We start from the raw sequence: 23,284 nt of genomic DNA on the forward strand, positions 1-23,284 counted from the left end.
GGATTTGTTACAGGCGACTGAAAAGAAGTTAGGGTTCCGGTCGGCGCAGCCTTTTCCGGCGCCCATGAAAAACGGCCCCGAAGGGCCGTTTTGTGTCGCAGGCAGCGTCAGCCGCCCAGATAGGCATCACGCACTTTTGGATCGTTGAGCAATTGCTCTCCGGTGCCTTGCATCACCACCCGGCCGTTTTCCAGCACGTAGGCGCGGTCAGCAATTTTTAGCGCCTGGTTGGCGTTCTGTTCCACCAGAAACACCGTCACGCCCTCATCCCGCAGTTGCTCAATAATGTCGAAAATCTGCTGAATGATGATCGGAGCCAGCCCAAGTGATGGTTCGTCTAGCAACAGCAACTTGGGTTTACTCATCAGCGCCCGGCCGATCGCAAGCATTTGCTGCTCGCCACCGGACATGGTGCCGCCCCGTTGATTGAAACGCTCTTTCAGGCGCGGGAACAGGTGCAGAACCTTGTCCATTTGCTCCTGGTATTCGTGCTTCTCAGTAAAGAACCCGCCCATGGCAAGGTTCTCTTCCACGGTCAGGCGGGCAAATACCCGCCGGCCTTCCGGTACCACGGCAATGCTCTTGCGCATGATCTGCGCCGAAGTCAGCCCCACCAGCTCTTCGCCCAGATAACGAATGCTGCCGCTTTGGGCCTGGGGCGAGCCGCACAGGGTCATCATCAAGGTCGACTTGCCAGCGCCGTTAGCGCCGATCAGGGTCACGATCTCGCCCTGACGTACCTCGACATTCACCCCGTGCAGTGCCTGGATCTTGCCGTAAAAGGTAGAGACGTTTTCAAATTGCAGCATTTACGCTTCCCCCAGATAGGCTTTGATCACTTCAGGGTTATCGCGGATCTGCTCCGGAGTCCCGTCGGCCAAAGGTGTGCCCTGATTGATCACTACGATATGGTCGGAAATGCTCATGACCAGTTTCATGTCATGTTCAATCAACAGCACCGTAGCGTTGTGCTCGTTGCGTAAAACGCTGATTAGCGCCTTGAGGTCTTCGGTTTCCTTGGGGTTGAGACCGGCTGCCGGTTCGTCGAGCATGAGGATGCGCGGGCGCGTCATCATGCAGCGAGCGATTTCCAGGCGCCGCTGCTGGCCGTAGGCCAGGGTGCCCGCCGGGCGGTTGGCGAACTCGGTCAGGTTGACCTTGTCCAGCCAGTACGCGGCGTAGTCCATGGCATCGCGCTCGCTTTTACGGAACGCCGGGGTTTTGAACAGCCCCGCGAGGAAGTTGGTGTTGAGATGGCGATGTTGAGCAATCAACAGGTTCTCAACGGCTGTCATGTCCTTGAACAGGCGCACGTTCTGGAAGGTACGCACCACGCCCTTGCGGGCAATTTCATGGCCTGCCAGGCCTTCAATGGGTTCGCCATCCAGCAGGATGCTGCCCGACGATGGCTTGTAGAAGCCGGTCAGGCAGTTGAACACCGTGGTTTTGCCGGCGCCGTTAGGGCCGATCATTGACACTACCTGTTTTTCCTTGACGGTCAGCGCGACGCCATTCACCGCCAGCAAGCCGCCAAAGCGCATGCACAGGCCACTGACTTTCAGTATCTCGCGGCTCATTTTCGCAGCTCCAGATGAGGACGTTGCATTGGCAGCAGACCTTGCGGACGCCAGATCATCATCAGCACCATCAGGGCGCCGAACAGCAGCATCCGGTACTCACTGAAATCACGCATCATTTCCGGCAGCAGGATCATCACCACGGCTGCCAGAATCACGCCCAGTTGCGAGCCCATGCCACCCAGTACCACGATGGCCAGAATGATCGCCGACTCGAGGAAGGTGAACGACTCCGGGGTCACCAGGCCCTGGCGGGCGGCAAAGAAGCTGCCGGCAAAGCCTGCAAAGGTGGCACCCAGGGTGAAGGCCGACAGCTTGATGATGGTCGGATTCAAGCCCAGTGCACGGCAGGCAATTTCGTCTTCACGCAGGGCTTCCCACGCGCGACCGATCGGCATGCGCAGCAGGCGGTTGATCACGAACAGTACGATAAGCACCAGCACCAGCGCGATCAGGTAGAGGAAAATCACCTTGTTGATCGAGTTGTACGCGATGCCAAAGTATTCGTGGAACGTCTGCATGCCCTCGGCTGCGGTTCTGTCGAAGCTCAGGCCGAAGAGGGTCGGTTTCGGGATGTTGCTGATGCCGTTCGGCCCGCCGGTGATGTCCGTCAGGTTACGCAGGAACAGACGGATGATTTCACCAAAGCCCAGGGTCACGATGGCCAGATAGTCACCGCGTAAACGCAAGACCGGGAAACCCAGCAGGAAACCAAAGGTGGCTGCCATCAAACCGGCCAGCGGCAAGCAGATCCAGAAGCTCAGGCCGAAGTAGTGCGCCAGCAATGCATAGGTGTAGGCACCCACTGCATAGAAGCCCACGTAACCCAGGTCGAGCAGCCCGGCCAGGCCGACCACGATGTTCAGGCCAAGGCCCAGCATCACGTAGATCAGGATCAGGGTAGCGATGTCCACGGCACCGCGGGAACCATAGAACGGCCAGATCAGGGCCACGATCACCAGACCCAGAATGATCCAGCGCTGGGTGCTGGGCAGGGTCAGAAAGTCAGTGGCTTTGGACGGCACTTTTGGCATGTTGGGCGAAGCCTTCCAGGCCGCGCTCAGTTGCTGGTTGAACAACACGCGCACAAACATCAGCAGCGAGCAGATCGCGATCACGCTCAGGGTAAAGGTGCTGGTGTTGTGAACTTCGATGTTGATTCCGACGATAGTCAGTTTCAGACCGAGTACCGGGTAGGCGACGGCCCATACCAGCAGGGCGCTGAAGAACGCCGATTTAAGATTCCTAGTCATACTTTTTCAATCTCCGGACGTCCCAGAATGCCGGTCGGACGGAACAGCAGTACCAATACGAGCAGGCCGAAAGCCACTACGTCTTTGTACTGGTCGCCAAAGATATCGGCACCAAAGGCTTCAGCCACACCAAGCACCAGACCACCAAGCATTGCGCCGGGGATACTGCCGATCCCGCCCAATACTGCAGCAGTGAAGGCTTTAAGCCCCACGAGGAAACCGGAACCGGGGTTGATCACGCCGTATTGCACGCTGATCAGAACGGCGGCAACGGCTGCCAGAGCGGCGCCGATCACAAACGTCAGGGCAATCACGTTGTTGGTGTTGATGCCCAGCAGGTTGGCCATCTTCATGTCTTCGGCGCAGGCGCGGCAGGCGCGGCCAAGGCGTGAACGGGAGATGAACAGGGTCAGGCCGAGCATGGCCAGGAGGGTGACCACGAAGACTACGATTTGCATGTAGGAGACAACGACTTCGCTAGCCCCGCCCGGACCGAAGGTGAAGCCGCCGGGGATCAGGTTAGGGATCGATTTGTCTTTCGAGTCCTGGGACAACAGCACCATGTTTTGCAGGAAAATCGACATGCCGATGGCAGAAATCAAGGGGATCAGGCGGTTACTGCCACGCAGAGGACGGTAAGCCACCCGTTCAATGCTGTATCCATAAGCACTGGTGACCACGATGCTGGCGATAAACGCCCCGGTCAGCAGTAATGGCACGCTGTCCAGACCCATCATGGTCAGGCCGGCTATGGCGATAAACGCAATGTAGGAACCAATCATGTACACCTCGCCGTGGGCGAAGTTGATCATTCCAATAATGCCGTAAACCATCGTATAGCCGATGGCGATCAGGGCATAGGTGCTGCCAACGTTGAGGCCGTTAACCAGCATTTGGAAGAAGTGATAGATGTCAGGCATTACAAAGCTCCTAAAAACCTGAGACGCATTTCACTGGTGGAGTCATTTTCCGGCCTGGGTCATGGGGGTTTTCACCCACTTTGAGCGCAGGTCTTCTGCCAGCGAACCGCTGGTGACGGTTTTAAAGATTTTCAGGTGGGCAGACTTCCGGATCACGAAAGCGCGGCCCCTTTTCTGTGAATCCAGGGTTCGTAAAACAAAACCCACTGCTCGCGCAGTGGGCTTCGTTGTCAGATCAGGAACCGGGACTTACTGAGGGCTAACCTCTGTTTTAGGTTTGCCGAAGTGCCATTCGTAGACCACGAACTTGAAGTTCTTCAGGTCGCCTTTGTCATCAAAGCTCAGGTCGCCCATCGGGGTCTTGAATGTCCCGTCATGGATGGCTTTGGCCACTTTTGCAGTGTCTTCGCTTTTGGCTTGTTCAATACCCTGGGCAATGACTTCAACTGCGGTGTAGGCAGGGAATACAAACGGACCGGTCGGGTCTTTTTTGTCTGCGACGAACTTCGCTACCAGTGCCTTGTTTTCAGGCTGTTGGTCGAATGCTTGTGGCAGGGTCACCAGCAAACCTTCGGAAGCGCCCTGGGCGATTTGCGAAATGGAGTCGTTACCCACGCCTTCCGGGCCCATGAACTTGGCGTTCAGGCCTTTTTCCTTGGCCTGGCGCAGGATCAGGCCCAGCTCAGGGTGGTAGCCGCCGTAGTAAACGAAGTCGACATTGGCTTGCTTGAGCTTGGCAATGACCGCCGCGAAGTCTTTATCGCCAGCGTTGACGCCTTCAAAGACTGCGACTTTGACGCCTTTGTTTTCCAGAGTCTGTTTGACCGCGGTGGCGATACCTTCACCGTACTGCTGCTTGTCGTGCAGCACAGCGACGACTTTCGGTTTGACGTGGTCGGCGATGTAGTTACCGGCCGCAGGGCCTTGAGCGCTGTCCAGACCGATGGTGCGGAAGATGTTCTTGTAACCACGGGCGGTGATTTCCGGCGCGGTGGCGGCGGGGGTAATCATGATGATGCCTTCGTCTTCGTAGATGTCCGAAGGAGGCTGGGTAGAGCTGGAGCACAGGTGACCGACTACAAACTTGACGCCGTCGTTGACGATTTTGTTGGCTACTGCAACGGCTTGTTTTGGATCGCAGGCGTCGTCGTATTCCTTGGCTTCAAGCAGGAGCTTTTTGCCGTCGACGTCAACTCCGCCTTTGGCGTTGATGTCTGCAATAGCCTGTTTGGCGCCAGTGAACTGCATGTCGCCATACTGAGTAACAGGGCCTGTTTTAGGACCCGCAATACCGATCTTGATGGTGTCTGCTGCAAACGAATGGCTGGCAACCCCGGCCAAAACCATCGCGGCAAACAATTTGGTAATTTGCTTAGTAGCCATCTCTATTGGTGCTCCACTCTTCTGTTGTAATTTTTATAGTCCTGGAAGCCAAGGCAGCCGGACCGGGTCTTTTCTAGCGAAATTCCCGGCCAATCCCCCCTGCAACTGTACCGGTACAGTGTAGAGCGCCGGTTTAGCGCTTGAATAGCGTGTATCCGAGGGAAAAAGCAGGAAATGTCGCTTAAACGAAAGAAAGAGACAGAATGGCGGCGGAATATGCTGATGTTTTTTATCTGAATGTTGCCAGATCAGCCTTGCCGTCCTTAGCCCTTACTCTTTCTTGGCGTCTCCACCTTTATTCGGGTTTTTCTACCCGGTGAGCGGCGCTATCATTACGCCGATTTTTTACCAGGTGAAACCCATGAACCAAGAACCTAGCACCCTCTATGCCAAGCTGCTTGGCGAGACCTCAACTATTGAATGGGATGCCTTGCAGCCGTTCTTCGCCAAAGGCGATCTGTTGTGGGTTGATCCTGCACTGGACCTGATCGAAGCGGCGCAGGCCGTGACTCAGGATGATGCAGAGAAAGTGGCCGCCTGGATGGCGTCCGGAGTGCTTGGAAAGATGACCGAAGCGCAGGCGCTAGACGTTCTTGAGCGTAACCCGCAGTTGTGGGCAGTGGTGGTTTCCCCCTGGGTTATGGTCCAGGAAAGGGCAGAGAAATAATATAAAGCACCAAGTTAGAGCGTTTTTTGCCGTAGGCATTTCAGGTCGTGAGTGTGTAGGGCAGTAACTGGTTTCGCCGTAGTGGCCAGTTGCCGTAGAGAAACGCCACAGTCCCGACTGTGGCGTTTTTTTGTGCCTGCCAGATGGGTTCGGGCTTACTGGCTCGAGAGTTGAAAGGCTGTGTGCCCGGACTCGGGCAGGGAGCGTTTATTCAGTTCATCGAGCAACTCATGCAGAGCCTCAAAAGGTACCGGGCGGCTTAGCAGAAAGCCCTGGACATAGTCGCAGCCGTATTGCCTGAGGAACTCGAATTGCTGATTGGTTTCAACGCCTTCGGTGACCACCTGCAAGTGCAGGGTGTGGGCCATGACGATAATGGCCTGGACGATTTCCATGTCCTGGCTGGAGGCCGGGATTTCCTGAATGAATGAACGGTCAATTTTTAACGTGTTCAGAGGCAGGCGCTTTAAATAGGCGAGGGAGGAATACCCGGTGCCGAAGTCATCAATCGACAGTGACACGCCGAGGGCGCGAATCTGCCGAAGCAGTTGCGAGGTGCTGTTGATATTTCCCATCAAGGCGTTTTCTGTGACTTCCAGCTCCAGTCGATGGGGGGCGATGCCGGATGTTCGCAGGGCATTTTCAATCTCGTCGGCCAGCTCTACCCGCACCAGATTCAGTGCCGAGCAATTAACCGCGACCCCCAGTTGCTGCCAGCCCATGCGTGACAGGGCAGCCAGGTCCTGACAGGCCTTGCGCAACACCCAGTGGTCCAGTTCGGCGATCAGACCGTTGGCTTCGGCAATGCTGATGAAACGGTCCGGGGCGAGCAAGCCATGCTCAGGGTGCTGCCAGCGCACCAGGGCCTCGAGTTTGGCGACACGGCCTGTCTTGAGGTCAAAGATGGGTTGGTAATGCACCAGTAATCCGCTGCCATCGATCAGTGCATTGCGCAGTTCTTCTTCTATCTGCAGTTCCAGCGACGCGCGGGCTTTCAGGTTCGAGCTGAAGAAGGTCAGGCTATTGCGACCATTGCCTTTGGACTGGTAGAGCGCCAGATCTGCGTGTTTGAGCAACTCGGTACTGGTGGTGCCGTCGTCCGGAAACACACTGATGCCGATGCTGGTGGTCATCACCATGCGTCTGCCGGCCAACTCGATGGGCTCTTTGAGTTTAAGCATGATGCGCTGGGCCATGCTTTGAGCTTCATCGCGGTGGTTGAGGCTGACTAAAATGCAGAATTCATCGCCGCCAAAACGCGCGACCACATCATCATGGCTGCGGATGGCACTTTTGATTTGGGTGGCGATGGTCTTGAGCAACTGGTCCCCGGCATCATGGCCCAGGCTGTCGTTGATGCGCTTGAAGTGATCAATGTCGAGAAACATCACCGCCAGCTTGCCGTTGTGTGCCGTGCGCTCGATCAGCTTTTCGGCAAAAATCTGGTTGAACCCGCGCCGGTTGATCAGATTGGTCAGCGGGTCGTAAAGCGCCACCTGCTGCAAGGACACGCGGGCCAGGTCAAGTTGGCTGAGCAGGGCGTTGACCCGTTTCAGGTCATGCTCTTTGTGCTGCAGTTTCTTGTCGACCAAGGCTGCGCTGATGCTGCAGCCAATCAGCAACAAGCTGATCAGGGCCACCATCAAGGCCAGTTGCCAGTGGTTGTTTTCAATGAATGCCTGACCGGTGTCGCCAGAAGGCGAGTAGGTGTGCATCGCCCACATGCCGATGAAGTGCACGCTGAGCAGGGCTGCTCCGGCAGCGAGGCTGATGGCGTATTTGAAAAGCTGATGGGGCAAACCGCTGGTTGAGAGCAGGCAAGAGGTCATCAGCAGCGCGCCATAGCTTGCAGCGACGGCCGTGAACAAGGAGAGAGCGATCAGCTGCGGTTGATAATGGCTCAGGTTGTTGGAGTGCATGGCTGACATGCCGACATAGTGCATGCAGCAAACAGCCACCCCAAAAACCAGCGCCGCCAGCTGTAGCCGGGCACGACTGGGGGCAGGGCTATTGAGGATTTGCATGGCGATGAGGGTGCCAATCCATGCAATGAATAGCGAGACGCTGGTGATGCCAAGGTCGTAGTGGGTTTCGGACTGGGATTCAAATGCCAGCATGCTGATGAAATGCATGGCCCAAATACCGCCTGCCAGGCAGCTGGCGCCAAGCCATCGCCACACGGTTTTTGCCATGGTTTTTTCGCTATTGGCAGTACGTTCCACCATGTGCAGCACGGCTAAAGCAGCCGCACAGGCCACCAGATAGGCGAGAAATACCAGATAAGGGTTATGGCTGCTGTAAAGCAGTTGTCGCCCGTTATCCATGTGCGGACCAAAAAACTGCAAGTCCAGCCATTCCATAGCGCGCCTCGGCACTGATTGCAGATTTGCTAGTCGTCAGGCGCTAGCTCGGTCTCAAGTATAGAGGCTGGAATTTTGGCTGTAGCAATGATGGCAAGATGATGTCTATCATTTTGTTATGAGGATTAGGATCGCTATTCCTCTTAGCGCTAAGGCGGCAAGGGGCAAGCCTCGCGCTGTTGATCACGAGGCTTGAAACCTGCTGCGTGAGCAGGTTGGGCTCCTGCTCAGGGGGAATCAATAAACCCGCTTGCCTTGCGCAAGCGGGTTTTCAATCAGCCTGCGACCAATACGCGAATGGCTTCAAGGCGCAGGGCGGCTTTCTCAAGCATGGCCAGGCTTTGTTCCCGTTGCTTGCGCAAGGCAACCAGTTCGCTGTCACGCACGCTCGGGTTAACCGCTTGCAATGCTGTCAGGCGTGCCAACTCTTCTTCAGTATCGGCGGCCAGGCGACGCTGTGCCTCGGCAACACGTTCTGCGTGGCGTGGCGCGATCTTGGCTTCACCGGCGTTGATCTTCGGCGTGAGGTTGTCACGCTGGGCCTGAATGAACTTGTTGGCGCTGGCACGGGGCACGCTTTCCAGTTGTTCGTTCAAGGTTTCGAAGGCCACGCGTGATGACAGGTCATTGCCGTTGGCGTCCAGCAGGCAGCGCAGAGCGGCAGGTGGCAGGTAACGGCCCAGCTGCAGCGAGCGCGGGGCAACCACTTCGCTGACGTAAATCAGTTCAAGCAGTACGGTTCCGGGCTTGAGTGCCTTGTTTTTGATCAGTGCGACAGCGGTGTTGCCCATCGAACCGGACAATACGAGGTCCATGCCGCCCTGCACCATCGGGTGTTCCCAGGTGATGAACTGCATGTCTTCGCGCGACAGGGCCTGGTTGCGGTCGTAGGTGATGGTCACGCCTTCGTCGTCGCCAAGGGGGAAGCTGGCGTCGAGCATTTTTTCGCTTGGCTTGAGGATCAGGGCGTTTTCCGAGTGGTCTTCACTGTCGATGCCAAAGGCGTTGAACAGGGTTTCCATGTAGATCGGCAGGGTGAATTGATCGTCTTGTTCAAGGATCGCTTCAACCAGCGCTTCGCCTTCGCCCGAGCCGCCGGAGTTCAACTCCAGCAGGCGATCGCGACCGGTGTGCAGTTCTTGCTCCAGACGCTCGCGTTCGGCGCGGGCTTCGTCGATCAATGCCTGCCACTCTTCATCGTCAGCAGCTTCAAGCAACGGCAGCAGGCGCGGGCCAAACGTGTGTTGCAGTGCGTTGCCGGTAGGGCAGGTATTGAGGAAGGCGTTCAGCGCTTCGTGGTACCACTGGAACAGGCGCTGTTGCGGGCTGGTCTCAAGGTACGGCACGTGGACTTCGATAATGTGTTTCTGGCCGATCCGGTCCAGACGACCAATTCGTTGTTCCAGCAGGTCCGGGTGGGACGGCAGATCGAACAGCACCAAATGATGAGCAAACTGGAAGTTACGACCTTCACTGCCGATTTCCGAGCAGATCAGTACCTGGGCGCCGAACTCCTCGTCTGCGAAGTAGGCCGCTGCGCGGTCGCGCTCAAGAATGTTCATGCCTTCGTGGAAGACCGTTGCAGGGATGCCGGAGCGCACGCGCAGGGCGTCTTCCAGGTCCATTGCGGTCTCGGCGTGGGCACAGATCACCAGCACTTTTGTGCGTTTGAGCATCTTCAGCGTGTCGGTGAGCCACTCGACCCGAGGGTCAAAGCGCCACCAGCGTTCTTCTTCACTGGCGTCCGGCTGGGACTGGAAGCTGACTTCGGGGTAGAGCTCGGCATGTTCGCCCAGCGGCAGTTCCAGGTATTCGTCCGGGCATGGCAGCGGATAAGCATGCAGCTTGCGCTCCGGGAAGCCCTGAATGGCTGCGCGGGTGTTACGGAACAGGACGCGGCCGGTGCCGTGACGGTCGAGCAGTTCGCGCACCAGGCGTGCGCTGGCTTCGGCATCGCCATCGTTAACGGCGGCCAGCAAGGTGTCACCCTCGGCGCCGAGGAAGCCGTGAATGGTTTTGTGGGCTTCAGGCGACAGGCGGCCTTTGTCCAGCAACTCCTGCACGGCCTGGGCGACCGGGCGATAGTTCTCGCTCTCGGCACGGAAGGCGGCCAGATCGTGGAAGCGGTTGGGGTCGAGCAGGCGCAAGCGGGCGAAGTGGCTGTCCTGGCCCAGTTGTTCCGGGGTAGCGGTCAGCAGCAATACTCCCGGGATCACTTCTGCCAATTGTTCAATCAAGGCGTATTCCGGGCTGACCTGGTCTTCGTGCCACACCAGGTGATGGGCCTCGTCGACCACCAGCAAATCCCAGTCCGCTGCAAACAAAGCATCTTGAGCCTTGGGGTCGTCGACCAGCCATTCCAGTGCAACCAGCGCCAGCTGGGTATCTTCAAACGGGTTGCTGGCATCGCTTTCGATGAAGCGCTCTTCGTCAAACAGCGCGACTTCAAGGTTGAAGCGCCGGCGCATCTCCACCAGCCATTGGTGCTGCAGGTTTTCCGGTACCACGATCAGCACGCGGCTGGCGCGGCCACTGAGCAGCTGGCGGTGGATGACCAGACCGGCTTCGATGGTTTTACCCAAGCCTACTTCGTCAGCCAGCAGGACCCGTGGTGCAATCCGGTCGGCAACTTCGCGGGCGATGTGCAACTGGTGGGCAATAGGTTGTGCACGCACACCGCCCAGGCCCCACAGTGGCGACTGCAACTGGCGGCTGGTGTGTTCAAGGGTGTGATAACGCAGGGAGAACCAGGACAGCGGATCGATCTGGCCGGCGAACAAGCGGTCGCTGGCCAGACGGAACTGGATGAAGTTCGACAGTTGGGTTTCTGGCAGGGTAACAGGCTCGTTTTGCTCGTTGAGCCCGTGATAGACCATCAGCCCGCCGACATCGTCGACTTCGCGCACGGTCATCTTCCAGCCTTCGAAGTGGATGATGGTGTCACCCGGCGAGAACCGTACGCGCGTGAGCGGTGCGTTGCGCAGCGAATATTGGCGGGTTTCGCCAGTGGCCGGATAGAGCACGGTCAACAAGCGACCGTCCTGTGCCAGAACGGTGCCTAAACCTAGCTCTGCTTCGCTGTCACTAATCCAGCGTTGCCCCGGTTGATACTGCTGCGCCATGCTGCCTGACTCCCGCTTCGAAAAAGCCGAGTATATTAACGGATCAGGGGCCTCAGTCCAAAGGACTCTCATAAAAAGCTGTTCGGCTTTACTTGGGCCGGTAGCGGTTTTCGATGAGTGGCTCACGTTGATCGAGCATCAGGAATAGGAGAACAATCGCCATGTTGCCGCCCATCCTGCCTCTGAGTGTAGTCCCCGTGACGTCTCAACAAGATCCGGTGCGCCCACGGCCGGACATTCCACCGGTGGTGCCCGCCCAGGCAGCTGCGGGTGAAAGCGCGATCAACCTGAGCGATCATGACAGCGAGCAGGCCACGCTGTTGCTGCGCGAGGAGCAGCAGCGTCAACAGCAAAAGCGTCGCAGTGAAGCAGAGGAACAGGAGGCTCAAAGCCCCCCTGATGCTGAAGATGCAGGGCCGCAATTGCCAGCGGTCGATGGCACACAGCGTCTGGGTTTGTGGGTTGATATAAAGGTCTGAGGCGATTTTTTCTGGTCAGGTGTGGCGCGGCGTCGCATTATTGGCCCATTGCCTGAGACCTTTGCGGTCTGCGGTGCACCGACTCAAACACTGACAGTGACCTGATTGCGCTATGAGCCAAGATAACAAGCTGGTCGACCTGGGTGCCGAACGCGCCAAACGGGTGCACGACCTTAAAGAAAAGAAGCTGAATGAAGTACGGCAAGCCTTCGAGCAAGCAATGCCGTTGGCAAAACCCGCAAAAAAGCCGAAGAAAAAACCTAAAAAGCGCTGAACAGCGGCGTTTTAGATGATCTGTGTCAAATATCCCGTCCAAGTCCCTGTCGCCGTGGATCACTATTGATCCTGGTCAAGTTCTACGCCTGCGCGTCTGGTTAATCTAGCTGCAACACACAACAGACCCGCAGGAGGCCGTCATGTTTCTCGATAATGTGGTTATCGCTGGAGTATTTACCGTCGGCCTCATGGTCTTGTTTTTCGCGGGACTGGGCATTTTTATCTGGAAAGACTCCCGCAAGCGCAAATAGCGCAGGTCTTTTCGGGGTATGAGCACGCAAGGCATTTTGGGCGACTTCGGTCGCCTATTTTTTTGCGTGGTTTTTTTGCCCGTACCCCAGGCATAAAAAAAGGTACGACCCGTGAGGGGCGTACCTTTTTTGTTCGACGCTAAATCAGGCGAGCATTTTCGATGCCAGCCAGAACAGCCCCGCAGACAGTGCGATGGTGGCCGGTAAGGTCAGCACCCACGCCATCAGGATGGTTTTGATCGTACTGCTTTGCAGGCCGCTCTTGTTGGCGACCATGGTGCCGGCAACACCCGACGACAGGATGTGTGTCGTCGATACCGGCAGGGCGAAGACATTGGCCAGGCCAATGGCAAAGGCCGTGGTGATCTGGGCCGCCATGCCTTGTGCATAGGTCATGCCTTGCTTGCCGATCTTCTCGCCGATGGTTTTCACCACGCGCTTCCAGCCAACCATGGTGCCCAGCCCGAGAGCCAGAGCAACTGCCAGAATCACCCAGAATGGCGCGTATTCAGTGGTGGCGGTCAGATCTTTGCGCAGTTTTTCGAGGTCCGCTTTTTCACGGGCTTCAAGTGCTGGCAACTTGCTGACTTTCTTCGCGGTGTCGTCCAGGCAAAGCAGGTAGCGACGGATCTCGATACGCTTTTCAGACGGGAGCGAGTGGTAGTCTGCTACGCCTTTAAGCGAGCTCAGTAGCGCGGCGATGGTCGGCTCGGTTTGCTGCGGGTTGCAGCTGAACTGATCCGGCAAGTCGTCTTTTACGCTTTTGCCCAGTGCCAGGAACTCGCTCAGGGAGGCGTTGTTACGCTGATAGAACTGGCTCAGGTGCAGGGTTGCATCGCGAGTCCGCTCGATCTGATAGGTGGTGCTGTTGAGGTCCAGAACGAACGCACTTGGCACGATGCCGATCAGAACCAGCATGATCAGGCCGATGCCTTTCTGGCCATCGTTGGAGCCGTGAACGAAACTCACCGCCATGGCCGAGATCACCAGAACCAGACGGTTCCAGAACGGCGGATGCTTTTTGTCGTCCAGTTTGCGGCGTTGCTCCGGGGTCTTGTGCATCTTGGAGTTAGGACGCCACCACTTGAGACCAACCAGCAACAGTCCCGCAATCACGAATCCGGCCATTGGCGAGAACACCAGCGAGGCGCCAATGTCGATGGCCTTCTGCCAGTTAACACCTTCACTCACCGGAATTCCGTTGATCAGGGCATTGGCCAGGCCGACACCGAGGATAGAGCCGATCAGGGTGTGTGAACTCGACGCGGGAATCCCGAAATACCAGGTTCCCAGGTTCCAGGTAATGGCAGCGGCAAGCAGCGAGAACACCATGGCCAGGCCATGTCCGGTGTTTACATTGACTAGGAGCTCTACCGGAAGCAGGTGGACGATGGCATACGCCACACCGACCCCGCCCAGCAGAACGCCGAGAAAATTGAACACACCGGAAAAGAACACCGCCAGATGAGGCGGCATGGCTTTGGTGTAGATGACTGTTGCTACCGCATTCGCGGTGTCATGAAAGCCGTTTATGAACTCAAATGCGAGAACAAAGGCTAGGGCGAAGAAGAGGCTGATAAGAACCCAGGCGTCCAATCCGCTTAATAGATCGATCATGAAGGTTTTCTGACACGGTCATAAAGGGGTGCGGATTATGCCAGAAAACCCCGCTAATCGATGCACTAGCTGTCCGTTGGTAACATCTATAAATGAAAAAACCAGTGAGGGCTATTCCCGGCAGAGAACCTGAACTCCTCTCCAAGCCGCTGATATCAAAGGCTGTACGCGTTCTTGCAGGGCTGATACCTGCCCTTGTGAAGGCTACGACTGAAGGATGAAATTTCTTCAATCCGGCCCGTGAGAAGGGGTAGTTTCAGCCTCGGCGTCACAAACCACAGCAATGCGCGCGCGAATGGCCAGTCGTCAGGGACCTCCAGCCGCGCTCAATAGCTGCATTCAGGCCAAAGGTTCAGGGTTCCTCTGGCTTGAGCTCTTGTTCAATTTTTTGAATTTCCTGGGAGAATGCCTGATCCAGCAGGCTGGCCCGTTTGCGCCAGGGTTTGCGCCAGGGTTTGCGCTCCGGTTCTGGCTGGGCAGCGTAGATAGTCACTTCGCCACCGTAAACATCCTTGTAACGTTGCTCCTGACGCTCAAGTTCTGCGCGCAGTTCGTCTTTCGTCACAGTATTACCTAATTGAGTTGAGATTAAATCCGGTGAACCATCGTGTACGAGAGGGCGTTCGATTTAACGTGTGTGCTCGCCTTGTGCACGGCCTGTAAGCAATGACAAGGTTAAACAAGCCGTTCTTTGCACGCCGCATGTCATCAACTAAAAATGCAGATCGCCACGGTAAGTGTTCACCCTCGAGGGGGACAACATGCAGTGCACTTGAATGTTAAGCCGCGGGGCTTGTTGAATTCACTCGGCGACTTGGATCCAATAACTGAGGGTGCTTGATTCTGTGCACTCACTTACTTAGGAAGCATGCTGGCCCAAGTAATGTTGCTACTATCGCCCAATAACTTCGGGCGCGTCAACTTTCGGGTGATCGGCGAGTCACGGCACTAAAAGCTTAACTAGATATGATACGAACCTTATCTATTAGTTGAGGGGGCGGGGAGTTGGCTGCACAAGTTTCAAGTCGGCGCCCGGGTTTAATCTGTGCGCTTTATACAGACGGTTTCTATCTGTGTCGGGCGCTTGACACATGAAATGTGAAAGGGCTGGTTTTTTAATAAAGACCGCAGGCGTTGATTAAGTGCGCTGATTGAAGATCATCGATCGGCATGTAAATGATCCCTCCATTACCCGCGCGGGCAAAGGCAGGGCAATGCCGAGTCGATTGCGATTATCGCCCGACAGTTCGATAATCGCCCTCTGTTGTATGGGTCAAACGCGTTCTGCGGGTTGGACAGGTGGTTAATAACAATAAATTCAAGCAGGGGGATTGAAGATGAATGATGTATTGCGCAATGCCGCTACCTGTATAGCGCCTCCGATTGTGGCGTCGCCCGCCAAGCGTATCCAGGCGTTCACCGGCGATCCCGATTTTATGGCGTCATTGGCCCGGGGGCTGGCGGTGGTGCAGGCCTTTCAGGAGCGCAAGCGCCATCTGACCATTGCCCAGATCAGCCATCGCACCGAGATTCCACGGGCCGCAGTGCGCCGCTGCCTGTACACCCTGATCAAGCTCGGTTATGCCACTACTGATGGCCGTACTTATTCGTTACTGCCCAAAGTACTGACTCTCGGTCATGCCTACCTGTCATCGACACCTTTGGCGGTGTCGGCCCAGCCGTATCTGGACCGCATGAGCGAGCAGCTGCATGAGGCCTGCAACATGGCGACCCTCGAGGGTGACGACATTTTGTACATTGCCCGTTCGGCTACCACTCAGCGCCTGATTTCGGTAGATCTTTCCGTGGGCGGGCGGTTGCCGGCGTATTGCACCTCCATGGGCCGCATCCTCCTGGCGGCACTGGATGATGTGACATTGCACGAGTACCTGGCCCATGCTGAGTTTCAGGCCAAGACCAGCCGTACTCTGCATACGCCCGAAGCGTTGCTTGAGTGTTTGCAGCAGGTGCGGGAACAAGGCTGGTGTGTGGTTGATCAAGAACTGGAGCAGGGCCTGCGTTCCATTGCAGTTCCGGTATATGACGCTTCCGGGCAAGTGCTCGCAGCCTTGAACGTCAGTACCCATGCCGCAAGAGTGAGCCGTACCGAACTGGAACAGCGCTTTCTGCCGATCATGCTGAGCTCCAGTCGCGACCTGAGTGCCCAGCTGTTCAGCTGAGGTGGGCGCACTAAGCGTTCGATAAACGCACAGTTAAGCGTTTATCGAATTGCATGCCGGCGGCGGGCTGATTATTGTCCGGGAGCGCCCTGGAATGCAGTCTGCCCAAGCATTCAACCAGGGTTCGCCCACTATAATAAAGAAGAGGCCGAACGCCATGAACACCCCCCACTTCCTGATCTGGAAGCAGTCTTCGACGGTCCTCCCAAGACCGGTTTGACATCCTCTTTTAGGTTTCTTGTGTGAGCAGCCGCTCCTTGGCAGGCTTTCGTTCACCTGCGTTTTCCCGGAATAAAAATAATGAATTCGTCTCAGTCTGCAGCAGGAAACTGCCTTGATGTGCAGTCCTTTATCAATACTCAGCCGCTCTCGCGTTACCAGTGGCGAGTAGTCATTCTGTGTTTTCTGATTGTCTTTCTGGATGGTCTGGACACCGCAGCCATGGGCTTCATCGCTCCGGCCCTGTCGCAGGACTGGGGGATAGACCGCGCCAGCCTTGGCCCGGTCATGAGCGCGGCGCTGATAGGCATGGTATTCGGAGCCTTGGGTTCGGGGCCGCTGGCTGACCGTTTCGGACGAAAAGTGGTGCTGGTGGCGGCCGTGCTGGTGTTTGGCGGGTTTAGCCTGGCCTCGGCCTACAGCACTAATGTCGATCAACTTCTGGTCTTGCGCTTTTTAACCGGCCTGGGCCTTGGCGCCGGGATGCCGAACGCCACCACCTTGCTGTCTGAGTACACACCGGAGCGCCACAAGTCGCTGTTGGTGACCAGCATGTTCTGCGGTTTCAATCTGGGCATGGCAGGCGGAGGTTTCATCTCGGCCAAATTGATCCCGATGTACGGCTGGCACAGCCTGTTGCTGATCGGCGGGATCTTGCCGTTGCTGCTGACATTGGTTCTGGTGGTGTGGCTGCCGGAATCTGCGCGTTTTCTGGTGGTACGCAATCGAAGTATTGAGCTGATTCGTAAAACCCTGGCACCCATTGCTCCGGCCATTGTTGCCGGCGCCACCCGCTTCAGCGTGCCCGAGCAGCAGACCGTCAAGGCGCGCAATGTATTTGCCGTGATCTTCTCCGGGACCTATAGCGCCGGCACCTTGTTGCTGTGGCTCACCTACTTCATGGGGCTGGTGATTGTGTATCTGCTCACCAGCTGGCTGCCGACCCTGATGCGTGACAGCGGGGCCAGCATGGAGCAGGCCGCGTTTATTGGTGCGCTTTTTCAGTTCGGCGGAGTCTTGAGTGCCGTGGGTGTGGGATGGGCGATGGATCGATTCAATCCGCACAAGGTAATAGGTGTGTTCTACCTGCTGGCTGGAGTGTTTGCCTACGCAGTAGGGCAGAGCCTGGGCAATATCACGATCCTGGCCACTCTGGTTCTGGTGGCCGGTATGTGTGTAAACGGCGCGCAATCTGCGATGCCGTCCCTGGCGGCGCGTTTTTACCCGACCCAAGGGCGGGCCACGGGCGTTTCGTGGATGCTCGGGATTGGTCGCTTCGGCGCCATTCTGGGGGCCTGGATGGGCGCAACCCTGCTGGGCTTGGGCTGGAACTTCGAGCAAGTGCTGACGGCGCTGGTGATTCCGGCAGCTCTGGCGACCACCGCGGTACTGATCAAAGGCATGGTCAGTCACGCCGATGCAACCTGATTGCGGGTTGATTAGTCAGCAAGCTAACTATGTGTTCGATTAGCGCACACATAGTCGATTATCGGATTGTTCAGGTTGAGTCGGCGGCTTAACCTGCCAGACATCATTTCGTTGCACCACGCCGTCAAGCATGTAATTGCCGCTCACCGCGGGCCGCTCGATGTTGAACTCAGCGGCTTGCGTGACCGCGCCTACAGCGCTGGCCCGTGGCCAACACCAGGAGAAGCCTGATGCGTGAAGTTTTTATCTGTGATGCGATTCGCACCCCCATTGGCCGTTTTGGCGCAGGTCTGGCCGCAGTGCGTGCCGATGACCTGGCGGCAGTGCCGATCAAGGCGCTGATCGAGCGTAATCCCGGGGTTAACTGGAACGAAGTTGATGAAGTATTTTTCGGTTGTGCCAACCAGGCCGGCGAAGACAATCGCAACGTGGCACGCATGGCTGCTCTGCTGGCCGGGCTGCCGGAAACCATTCCGGGCGTGACCCTTAACCGGCTGTGTGCCTCGGGTATGGATGCCATTGGTACAGCCTTCCGGGCGATTGCCAGCGGCGAGATGGAGCTGGCGATTGCTGGCGGCGTCGAGTCGATGTCCCGCGCGCCCTTTGTGATGGGCAAGGCGGACGCTGCCTTCTCGCGCAACATGAAGCTCGAAGACACCACCATCGGCTGGCGTTTTATCAACCCGCTGATGAAAGCTCAGTACGGTGTCGACCCGATGCCGCAAACCGCCGATAACGTTGCCGATGACTATCACATCTCCCGCGCCGATCAGGACGCCTTCGCCCTGCGCAGCCAGCAACGCACAGCCGCAGCCCAGGCTGCCGGCTACTTTGCTGAAGAGATAGTGCCGGTGCGTGTTGCACACAAAAAGGGTGAAACCGTCGTTGAACACGATGAGCATCCGCGCGCCGATACCACCCTTGAAACCTTGAGCAAGCTCAAGCCGGTCAATGGTCCGGACAAAACCGTGACTGCCGGCAATGCTTCAGGGGTGAACGATGGCGCCGCGGCACTGATTCTGGCCTCGGCTGATGCCGTCAAACGTCACGGCCTGACCGCCCGTGCCCGGGTACTGGGCATGGCCAGCGCCGCAGTGGCACCGCGGGTAATGGGTATCGGTCCGGTGCCTGCAGTGCGCAAGCTGGTTGAACGCCTGGGCCTGGCCGTCAGCGATTTTGACGTGATTGAACTCAATGAAGCCTTCGCCAGCCAGGGCCTGGCGGTTCTGCGCGAGCTGGGGCTGGCGGACGATGCGCCACAGGTCAATCCCAATGGCGGAGCAATTGCCCTGGGCCATCCGTTGGGCATGAGCGGTGCGCGAATTGTACTGACCGCATTGCATCATCTTGAAAAAACCGGTGGCAAAAAAGGGCTTGCCACCATGTGTGTCGGTGTCGGGCAAGGTCTGGCACTGGCCATCGAGCGGGTTTGACAGTCAGGCATTGAGCACAGGGCCGAACCACTGTCTCAGTCGTTCGGCTTACTTGTGGTTGTGGTGATAGTTGTTGCAAGGTATGTCTAACTGCAACTAAACCTGATGAGTAAAAAACATGACAACAGAAGCTCACTACACGGGAGAGGAACGTAGAAAAAGGATTTTTGCGATTGTCGGTGCCTCCTCCGGCAACCTGGTCGAATGGTTCGACTTCTACGTTTATGCCTTTTGCGCAATCTACTTCGCCCCGGCTTTTTTCCCCTCCGATGACCCGACCGTGCAGTTGCTCAACACTGCCGGCGTGTTTGCGGCAGGTTTTTTGATGCGTCCCATCGGTGGCTGGCTGTTTGGCCGGGTTGCCGACAAGCACGGGCGCAAGAACTCAATGATGATTGCGGTACTGATGATGTGCGCCGGTTCGCTGGTGATCACCTTCATGCCGACCTATGACACGATCGGTGCATGGGCTCCGGCTTTGTTGCTGGTGGCCCGACTCTTTCAGGGCTTGTCAGTGGGCGGGGAGTACGGCACCACCGCCACTTACATGAGTGAAGTGGCGCCCAAGGGCGAGCGCGGTTTTTTCGCCTCCTTCCAGTACGTGACCCTGATCGGCGGGCAACTGCTGGCAGTGTTGGTAGTGGTCGTGCTTCAGCAACTGCTGTCAGAGGACGAACTGCGGGCCTGGGGCTGGCGCATTCCGTTCTTCATTGGCGCCGTGGCGGCGCTGATTTCGCTATTGCTGCGTCGTACCCTTAAAGAAACCACGAGCGAGGAGTCGCGCAAGAACAAGGACGCCGGGAGCGTTGGCGCTTTGTTTCGTGATCACAAAGCGGCATTTATTACCGTGCTGGGCTACACCGCCGGTGGCTCGCTGATTTTCTACACCTTCACCACTTATATGCAGAAATTCCTGGTGAACACTGCCGGCATGCAAGTCAAAACTGCCAGTTACATCATGACTGGTGCGCTGTTCTTTTATATGTGCATGCAGCCGTTGTTTGGCATGCTGGCCGACAGAATCGGTCGGCGTAACTCGATGTTGTGGTTCGGTGCGCTGGGTACCTTGTGCACGGTACCGATTTTGCTGACATTGAAAACCATCACCAGTCCATTTCTGGCCTTTGTGCTGATTACCCTGGCCCTGGCTATCGTCAGTTTTTACACATCCATCAGCGGGTTGGTGAAAGCTGAAATGTTCCCTCCGCACATCCGCGCGCTGGGTGTCGGTATGGCCTATGCCGTGGCCAACGCCCTGTTTGGCGGTACGGCCGAGGTGCTGGCTTTCGCGCTGAAAGCCAAAGGTATGGAAAACACCTTCTACTGGTATGTGACAGTCATGATGGCTATCGCCTTCCTGTTCAGCTTGCGTCTGCCGAGGCAGCCCAAGTATCTGCACCACGATCTGTGATGTACCGCGCGCGTCCATAACCGGCGCGCGCCTTCAAAGGAAGGCTTATGAGTGACCGAAGGAGCAATCAACTGTTCGATGCCTACTTCACGGCCAAGTCCATGGGTGAGGTGTTTTCAGATCATGGCCGGGTGCAGGCCATGCTCGACTTTGAAGCGGCGCTGGCCCGGGCGCAGGCGCGGGTTGGCCTGATCCCCCAGGCAGCCGTTGCGCCGATTGACCGGGCGTGTCGCGCTGAACTGTATGACTTTGCGGCGTTGGGCCAGGCGATCGCCAGCGCCGGCAACTCGGCAATTCCATTGGTCAAGGCGCTGGGCAAACAGATTGCCAGCGCCGCACCTGAGGCCGAGCGTTATGTGCATCTGGGTGCCACCAGCCAGGATGTGATGGACAGTGGCCTGGTGCTGCAATTGCGCTCAGCCCTGGGCTTGATTGAGCAGGATCTGGCGCAATTGGGAGCCGTGCTTGCGCAACAGGCTTTGCGCTATGCGACCACGCCTCTGGCGGGGCGAACCTGGTTGCAGCAGGCGACTCCGGTCACCCTCGGCATGAAAATCGCTGGCTGGCTGGGTGCGGTTACTCGCAGCCGTCAGCGCCTCAAGGAATTAAAGCCGCGCTTGCTGTGCCTGCAATTTGGCGGTGCTTCGGGAACCCTGGCCGCCTTGGGCGATCAGGCGATGCCGGTGGCGCAGGCGTTGGCCGAGGAACTGGGGCTGAGCCTGCCGGATCAGCCGTGGCACACCCAGCGTGATCGGCTGGTGGAGTTTGGCGCGGTGCTGGGGTTGATTGCCGGCAGCCTGGGTAAGGTGGGGCGTGATCTCAGCTTGCTGATGCAGACCGAAGCAGGGGAGGTGTTTGAGCCCGCGGCACCGGGCAAGGGCGGCTCTTCGACCATGCCGCACAAGCGCAACCCCGTGGGCTCGGCGGTGTTGATCAGCGCCGCCACCCGGGTTCCGGGCTTGCTGAGTACCTTGTTCAGCGCCATGCCCCAGGAGCACGAACGTAGCCTGGGCTTGTGGCACGCCGAATGGGAAACCCTGCCCGAGATTTGCTGTTTGGTCTCGGGGGCACTGGTGCAGGCGTTGAATATTGCCCAGGGACTGGAAGTGGATGCCGAACGCATGCTGCACAACCTTGATTTGACCCACGGGCTGGTGCTGGCCGAAGCGGTCAGTATCGTGCTGGCACAGAAGGTAGGGCGTGAAACCGCGCACCATCTGCTGGAGCAATGCTGCAAGCGTGCGGTGGCCGAGCAGCGTCATCTGCGCTCAGTGCTGGACGACGAGCCGCAAATAAGCGCGCAGTTGAGCGCACAAGATCTGGATCGCTTGCTTGATCCGGCCAATTACCTCGGCCAGGCGGTGACATGGGTGGAGCGTGCCCGGGCTGAACATTTTGCATTGACGCCATAAAAGGAGAAGTTCGTGGGACCTATACAAGAAGGTGAACTGAACTACCGGCTTGACGGCCCGCAAGGCGCGCCGGTGCTGGTTCTATCTAACTCGCTGGGCACCGACCTGGGGATGTGGGACGCGCAAATCCCGGCGTTTACCGAGCATTTTCAGGTGCTGCGTTATGACACCCGTGGTCATGGCCAGTCACTGGTCAGCGAGGGCCCCTACAGTATTGAACAGCTGGGGCGTGACGTACTGGCGCTGCTGGATGCGCTGCATATCGAGCGTGCGCACTTTTGCGGGCTGTCGATGGGCGGGTTGATTGGTCAGTGGCTGGGCATCCATGCCGGCGAGCGCCTGAACAAGTTGGTGGTGTGCAACACCGCGGCCAACATAGGCGAGCCGTCGGTGTGGAACCCGCGAATCGAAATGGTACTGCGCGACGGTCCGGCGGCGATGGCCGGGCTGCGCGATGCCTCGATTGCCCGCTGGTTCACCGCCGATTACGCCCAGGCACATCCCGAGCAGGTCAAGCGCATCACCGACATGCTGGCCGCGACCTCGCCCCAAGGCTACGCCGCCAACTGTGCTGCGGTACGCGATGCTGATTTTCGTGATCAACTGGCGGCCATCAAGGTGCCTACCCTGGTTATTGCCGGTACCGAGGACGCCGTAACGCCGCCTTCCGGCAGTCACTTTATTCAAGAACAGGTAGCGGGCGCCCAGTACGCCGAGTTCCATGCCGCGCACCTGTCCAACGTGCAGGCGGGTGATGCCTTCAGCCAAAGAGTGCTGGCCTTCCTGTCAGCCGTTTAAGGAGCTGTTTTGTGGACGAGAAACAACGTTACGACGCAGGTCTGAGCGTACGCCGTGAAGTGCTGGGTGATGCCCATGTCGATCGCAGCCTCAATGCCCTGACCGAGTTCAATAGCGAATTTCAGGAAATGATCACCCGCCACGCCTGGGGTGATATCTGGACCCGCCCCGGCCTGACGCGTCACACCCGTAGCCTGATCACTATTGCGATGCTGATCGGCATGAACCGCAGCGAAGAGCTCAAATTGCATTTGCGTGCGGCGGCCAGTAACGGCGTGACCCGTGCCGAGATCAAGGAAGTGCTGATGCAGAGCGCTATCTATTGCGGTATCCCGGCGGCCAATGCCACCTTCCATCTGGCGGAGTCAGTGTGGGACGAACTGGGAGTCGAATCGCGGGAATAACAGCGCCTTCCTGCATTTCTGCAGGAGCGAGCTTTTAACAGCTCGCGAGCAAGCTCGTTCCTACAGGGGCAGCACTACTCAGAAACAACAAACC

The 23,284-nt window shown here is 57.5% G+C and carries 20 protein-coding genes; 11 read left to right on the top strand and 9 right to left on the bottom strand.

Features of this window, described 5'->3' with window-relative positions:
- Window positions 1-107: 107 nt before the first annotated feature.
- From JQ848_RS05105 to JQ848_RS05125, 5 genes are all read right to left on the bottom strand, one after another.
- Window positions 108-809, bottom strand: coding sequence for an ABC transporter ATP-binding protein (locus JQ848_RS05105; protein WP_003443115.1), 702 nt, complete (start codon window positions 807-809; stop codon window positions 108-110).
- A complete protein-coding gene (gene livG / locus JQ848_RS05110) occupies window positions 810-1,577 on the bottom strand; it encodes a high-affinity branched-chain amino acid ABC transporter ATP-binding protein LivG (RefSeq protein ID WP_003443113.1) in 768 nt (255 codons plus the stop codon).
- Window positions 1,574-2,830: a high-affinity branched-chain amino acid ABC transporter permease LivM gene (locus JQ848_RS05115; RefSeq protein WP_003443111.1), complete on the bottom strand. Its 1,257-nt coding sequence runs from the start codon at window positions 2,828-2,830 to the stop codon at window positions 1,574-1,576. Before JQ848_RS05115 ends, livG begins: the two co-directional genes overlap by 4 nt.
- Complete coding sequence (gene livH, locus JQ848_RS05120; protein ID WP_003443109.1) at window positions 2,827-3,750, bottom strand: high-affinity branched-chain amino acid ABC transporter permease LivH; 924 nt, start codon at window positions 3,748-3,750, stop codon at window positions 2,827-2,829. The genes JQ848_RS05115 and livH overlap by 4 nt, the downstream gene beginning before the upstream one ends.
- A 249-nt stretch (window positions 3,751-3,999) precedes the next feature.
- Window positions 4,000-5,139 carry a branched-chain amino acid ABC transporter substrate-binding protein gene (locus tag JQ848_RS05125; RefSeq protein WP_269465423.1) on the bottom strand — a complete coding sequence of 380 codons (1,140 nt, stop codon included), beginning with the start codon at window positions 5,137-5,139 and terminating at the stop codon, window positions 4,000-4,002.
- 355 nt (window positions 5,140-5,494) lie between these two features.
- Here JQ848_RS05125 and JQ848_RS05130 point away from each other — a divergent pair, with 355 nt between their 5' ends.
- Window positions 5,495-5,800 carry a DUF2288 domain-containing protein gene (locus JQ848_RS05130; protein ID WP_003443105.1) on the top strand — a complete coding sequence of 102 codons (306 nt, stop codon included), beginning with the start codon at window positions 5,495-5,497 and terminating at the stop codon, window positions 5,798-5,800.
- A gap of 155 nt (window positions 5,801-5,955) precedes the next feature.
- On the opposite strand, the gene JQ848_RS05135 is transcribed toward JQ848_RS05130, so the two are convergent.
- Entirely contained in the window at window positions 5,956-8,160 is a 2,205-nt protein-coding gene (locus tag JQ848_RS05135; protein ID WP_202210323.1) for a putative bifunctional diguanylate cyclase/phosphodiesterase, read from the bottom strand.
- Window positions 8,161-8,435: 275 nt separating this feature from the next.
- Entirely contained in the window at window positions 8,436-11,282 is a 2,847-nt protein-coding gene (gene rapA, locus JQ848_RS05140) for an RNA polymerase-associated protein RapA (RefSeq protein ID WP_202210324.1), read from the bottom strand.
- Between the two features lie 161 nt (window positions 11,283-11,443).
- Between rapA and JQ848_RS05145 the strand changes: the two genes are divergently transcribed.
- The 3 genes from JQ848_RS05145 to ccoM all read left to right on the top strand — a co-directional run bounded on the left by JQ848_RS05145 (window position 11,444) and on the right by ccoM (window position 12,288).
- The gene (locus tag JQ848_RS05145; RefSeq protein ID WP_160626868.1) at window positions 11,444-11,761 is read left to right on the top strand and encodes an aspartate-semialdehyde dehydrogenase; all 318 of its coding nucleotides are present in this window, start codon (window positions 11,444-11,446) and stop codon (window positions 11,759-11,761) included.
- A 112-nt stretch (window positions 11,762-11,873) separates the two neighbouring features.
- Window positions 11,874-12,035 carry a hypothetical protein gene (locus JQ848_RS05150; RefSeq protein ID WP_003443098.1) on the top strand — a complete coding sequence of 54 codons (162 nt, stop codon included), beginning with the start codon at window positions 11,874-11,876 and terminating at the stop codon, window positions 12,033-12,035.
- 142 nt (window positions 12,036-12,177) lie between these two features.
- Window positions 12,178-12,288 carry a cytochrome c oxidase subunit CcoM gene (gene ccoM, locus JQ848_RS22875; RefSeq protein WP_003443097.1) on the top strand — a complete coding sequence of 37 codons (111 nt, stop codon included), beginning with the start codon at window positions 12,178-12,180 and terminating at the stop codon, window positions 12,286-12,288.
- A 144-nt stretch (window positions 12,289-12,432) separates the two neighbouring features.
- Here the strand turns inward: ccoM and JQ848_RS05155 are convergent, their stop codons facing one another.
- Window positions 12,433-13,905, bottom strand: coding sequence for an inorganic phosphate transporter (locus JQ848_RS05155; protein ID WP_003443096.1), 1,473 nt, complete (start codon window positions 13,903-13,905; stop codon window positions 12,433-12,435).
- Window positions 13,906-14,257: 352 nt separating this feature from the next.
- The gene (locus JQ848_RS05160) at window positions 14,258-14,470 is read right to left on the bottom strand and encodes a hypothetical protein (RefSeq protein ID WP_202210325.1); all 213 of its coding nucleotides are present in this window, start codon (window positions 14,468-14,470) and stop codon (window positions 14,258-14,260) included.
- A 772-nt stretch (window positions 14,471-15,242) separates the two neighbouring features.
- Here JQ848_RS05160 and pcaR point away from each other — a divergent pair.
- From pcaR to pcaC, 7 genes are all read left to right on the top strand, one after another.
- A complete protein-coding gene (gene pcaR / locus JQ848_RS05165; protein WP_003443092.1) occupies window positions 15,243-16,085 on the top strand; it encodes a pca regulon transcriptional regulator PcaR in 843 nt (280 codons plus the stop codon).
- Between the two features lie 300 nt (window positions 16,086-16,385).
- On the top strand, window positions 16,386-17,732 hold the full coding sequence (locus JQ848_RS05170; protein ID WP_202210326.1) for a 4-hydroxybenzoate transporter PcaK: 1,347 nt from the start codon (window positions 16,386-16,388) through the stop codon (window positions 17,730-17,732).
- A gap of 227 nt (window positions 17,733-17,959) precedes the next feature.
- Complete coding sequence (gene pcaF, locus JQ848_RS05175) at window positions 17,960-19,165, top strand: 3-oxoadipyl-CoA thiolase (protein ID WP_177412971.1); 1,206 nt, start codon at window positions 17,960-17,962, stop codon at window positions 19,163-19,165.
- 118 nt (window positions 19,166-19,283) lie between these two features.
- The gene (locus JQ848_RS05180; RefSeq protein ID WP_003443087.1) at window positions 19,284-20,576 is read left to right on the top strand and encodes an MFS family transporter; all 1,293 of its coding nucleotides are present in this window, start codon (window positions 19,284-19,286) and stop codon (window positions 20,574-20,576) included.
- A 47-nt stretch (window positions 20,577-20,623) separates the two neighbouring features.
- On the top strand, window positions 20,624-21,988 hold the full coding sequence (locus tag JQ848_RS05185) for a 3-carboxy-cis,cis-muconate cycloisomerase (RefSeq protein WP_202210327.1): 1,365 nt from the start codon (window positions 20,624-20,626) through the stop codon (window positions 21,986-21,988).
- Window positions 21,989-22,000: 12 nt separating this feature from the next.
- On the top strand, window positions 22,001-22,786 hold the full coding sequence (gene pcaD, locus JQ848_RS05190) for a 3-oxoadipate enol-lactonase (RefSeq protein ID WP_202210328.1): 786 nt from the start codon (window positions 22,001-22,003) through the stop codon (window positions 22,784-22,786).
- 11 nt (window positions 22,787-22,797) lie between these two features.
- Window positions 22,798-23,190, top strand: coding sequence for a 4-carboxymuconolactone decarboxylase (gene pcaC, locus JQ848_RS05195; protein WP_003443064.1), 393 nt, complete (start codon window positions 22,798-22,800; stop codon window positions 23,188-23,190).
- The last annotated feature ends 94 nt before the right edge of the window (window positions 23,191-23,284 follow it).

It is taken from the genome of Pseudomonas paraversuta (genome assembly GCF_904067025.1).
Taxonomy (GTDB): Bacteria; Pseudomonadota; Gammaproteobacteria; order Pseudomonadales; family Pseudomonadaceae; genus Aquipseudomonas; species Aquipseudomonas paraversuta.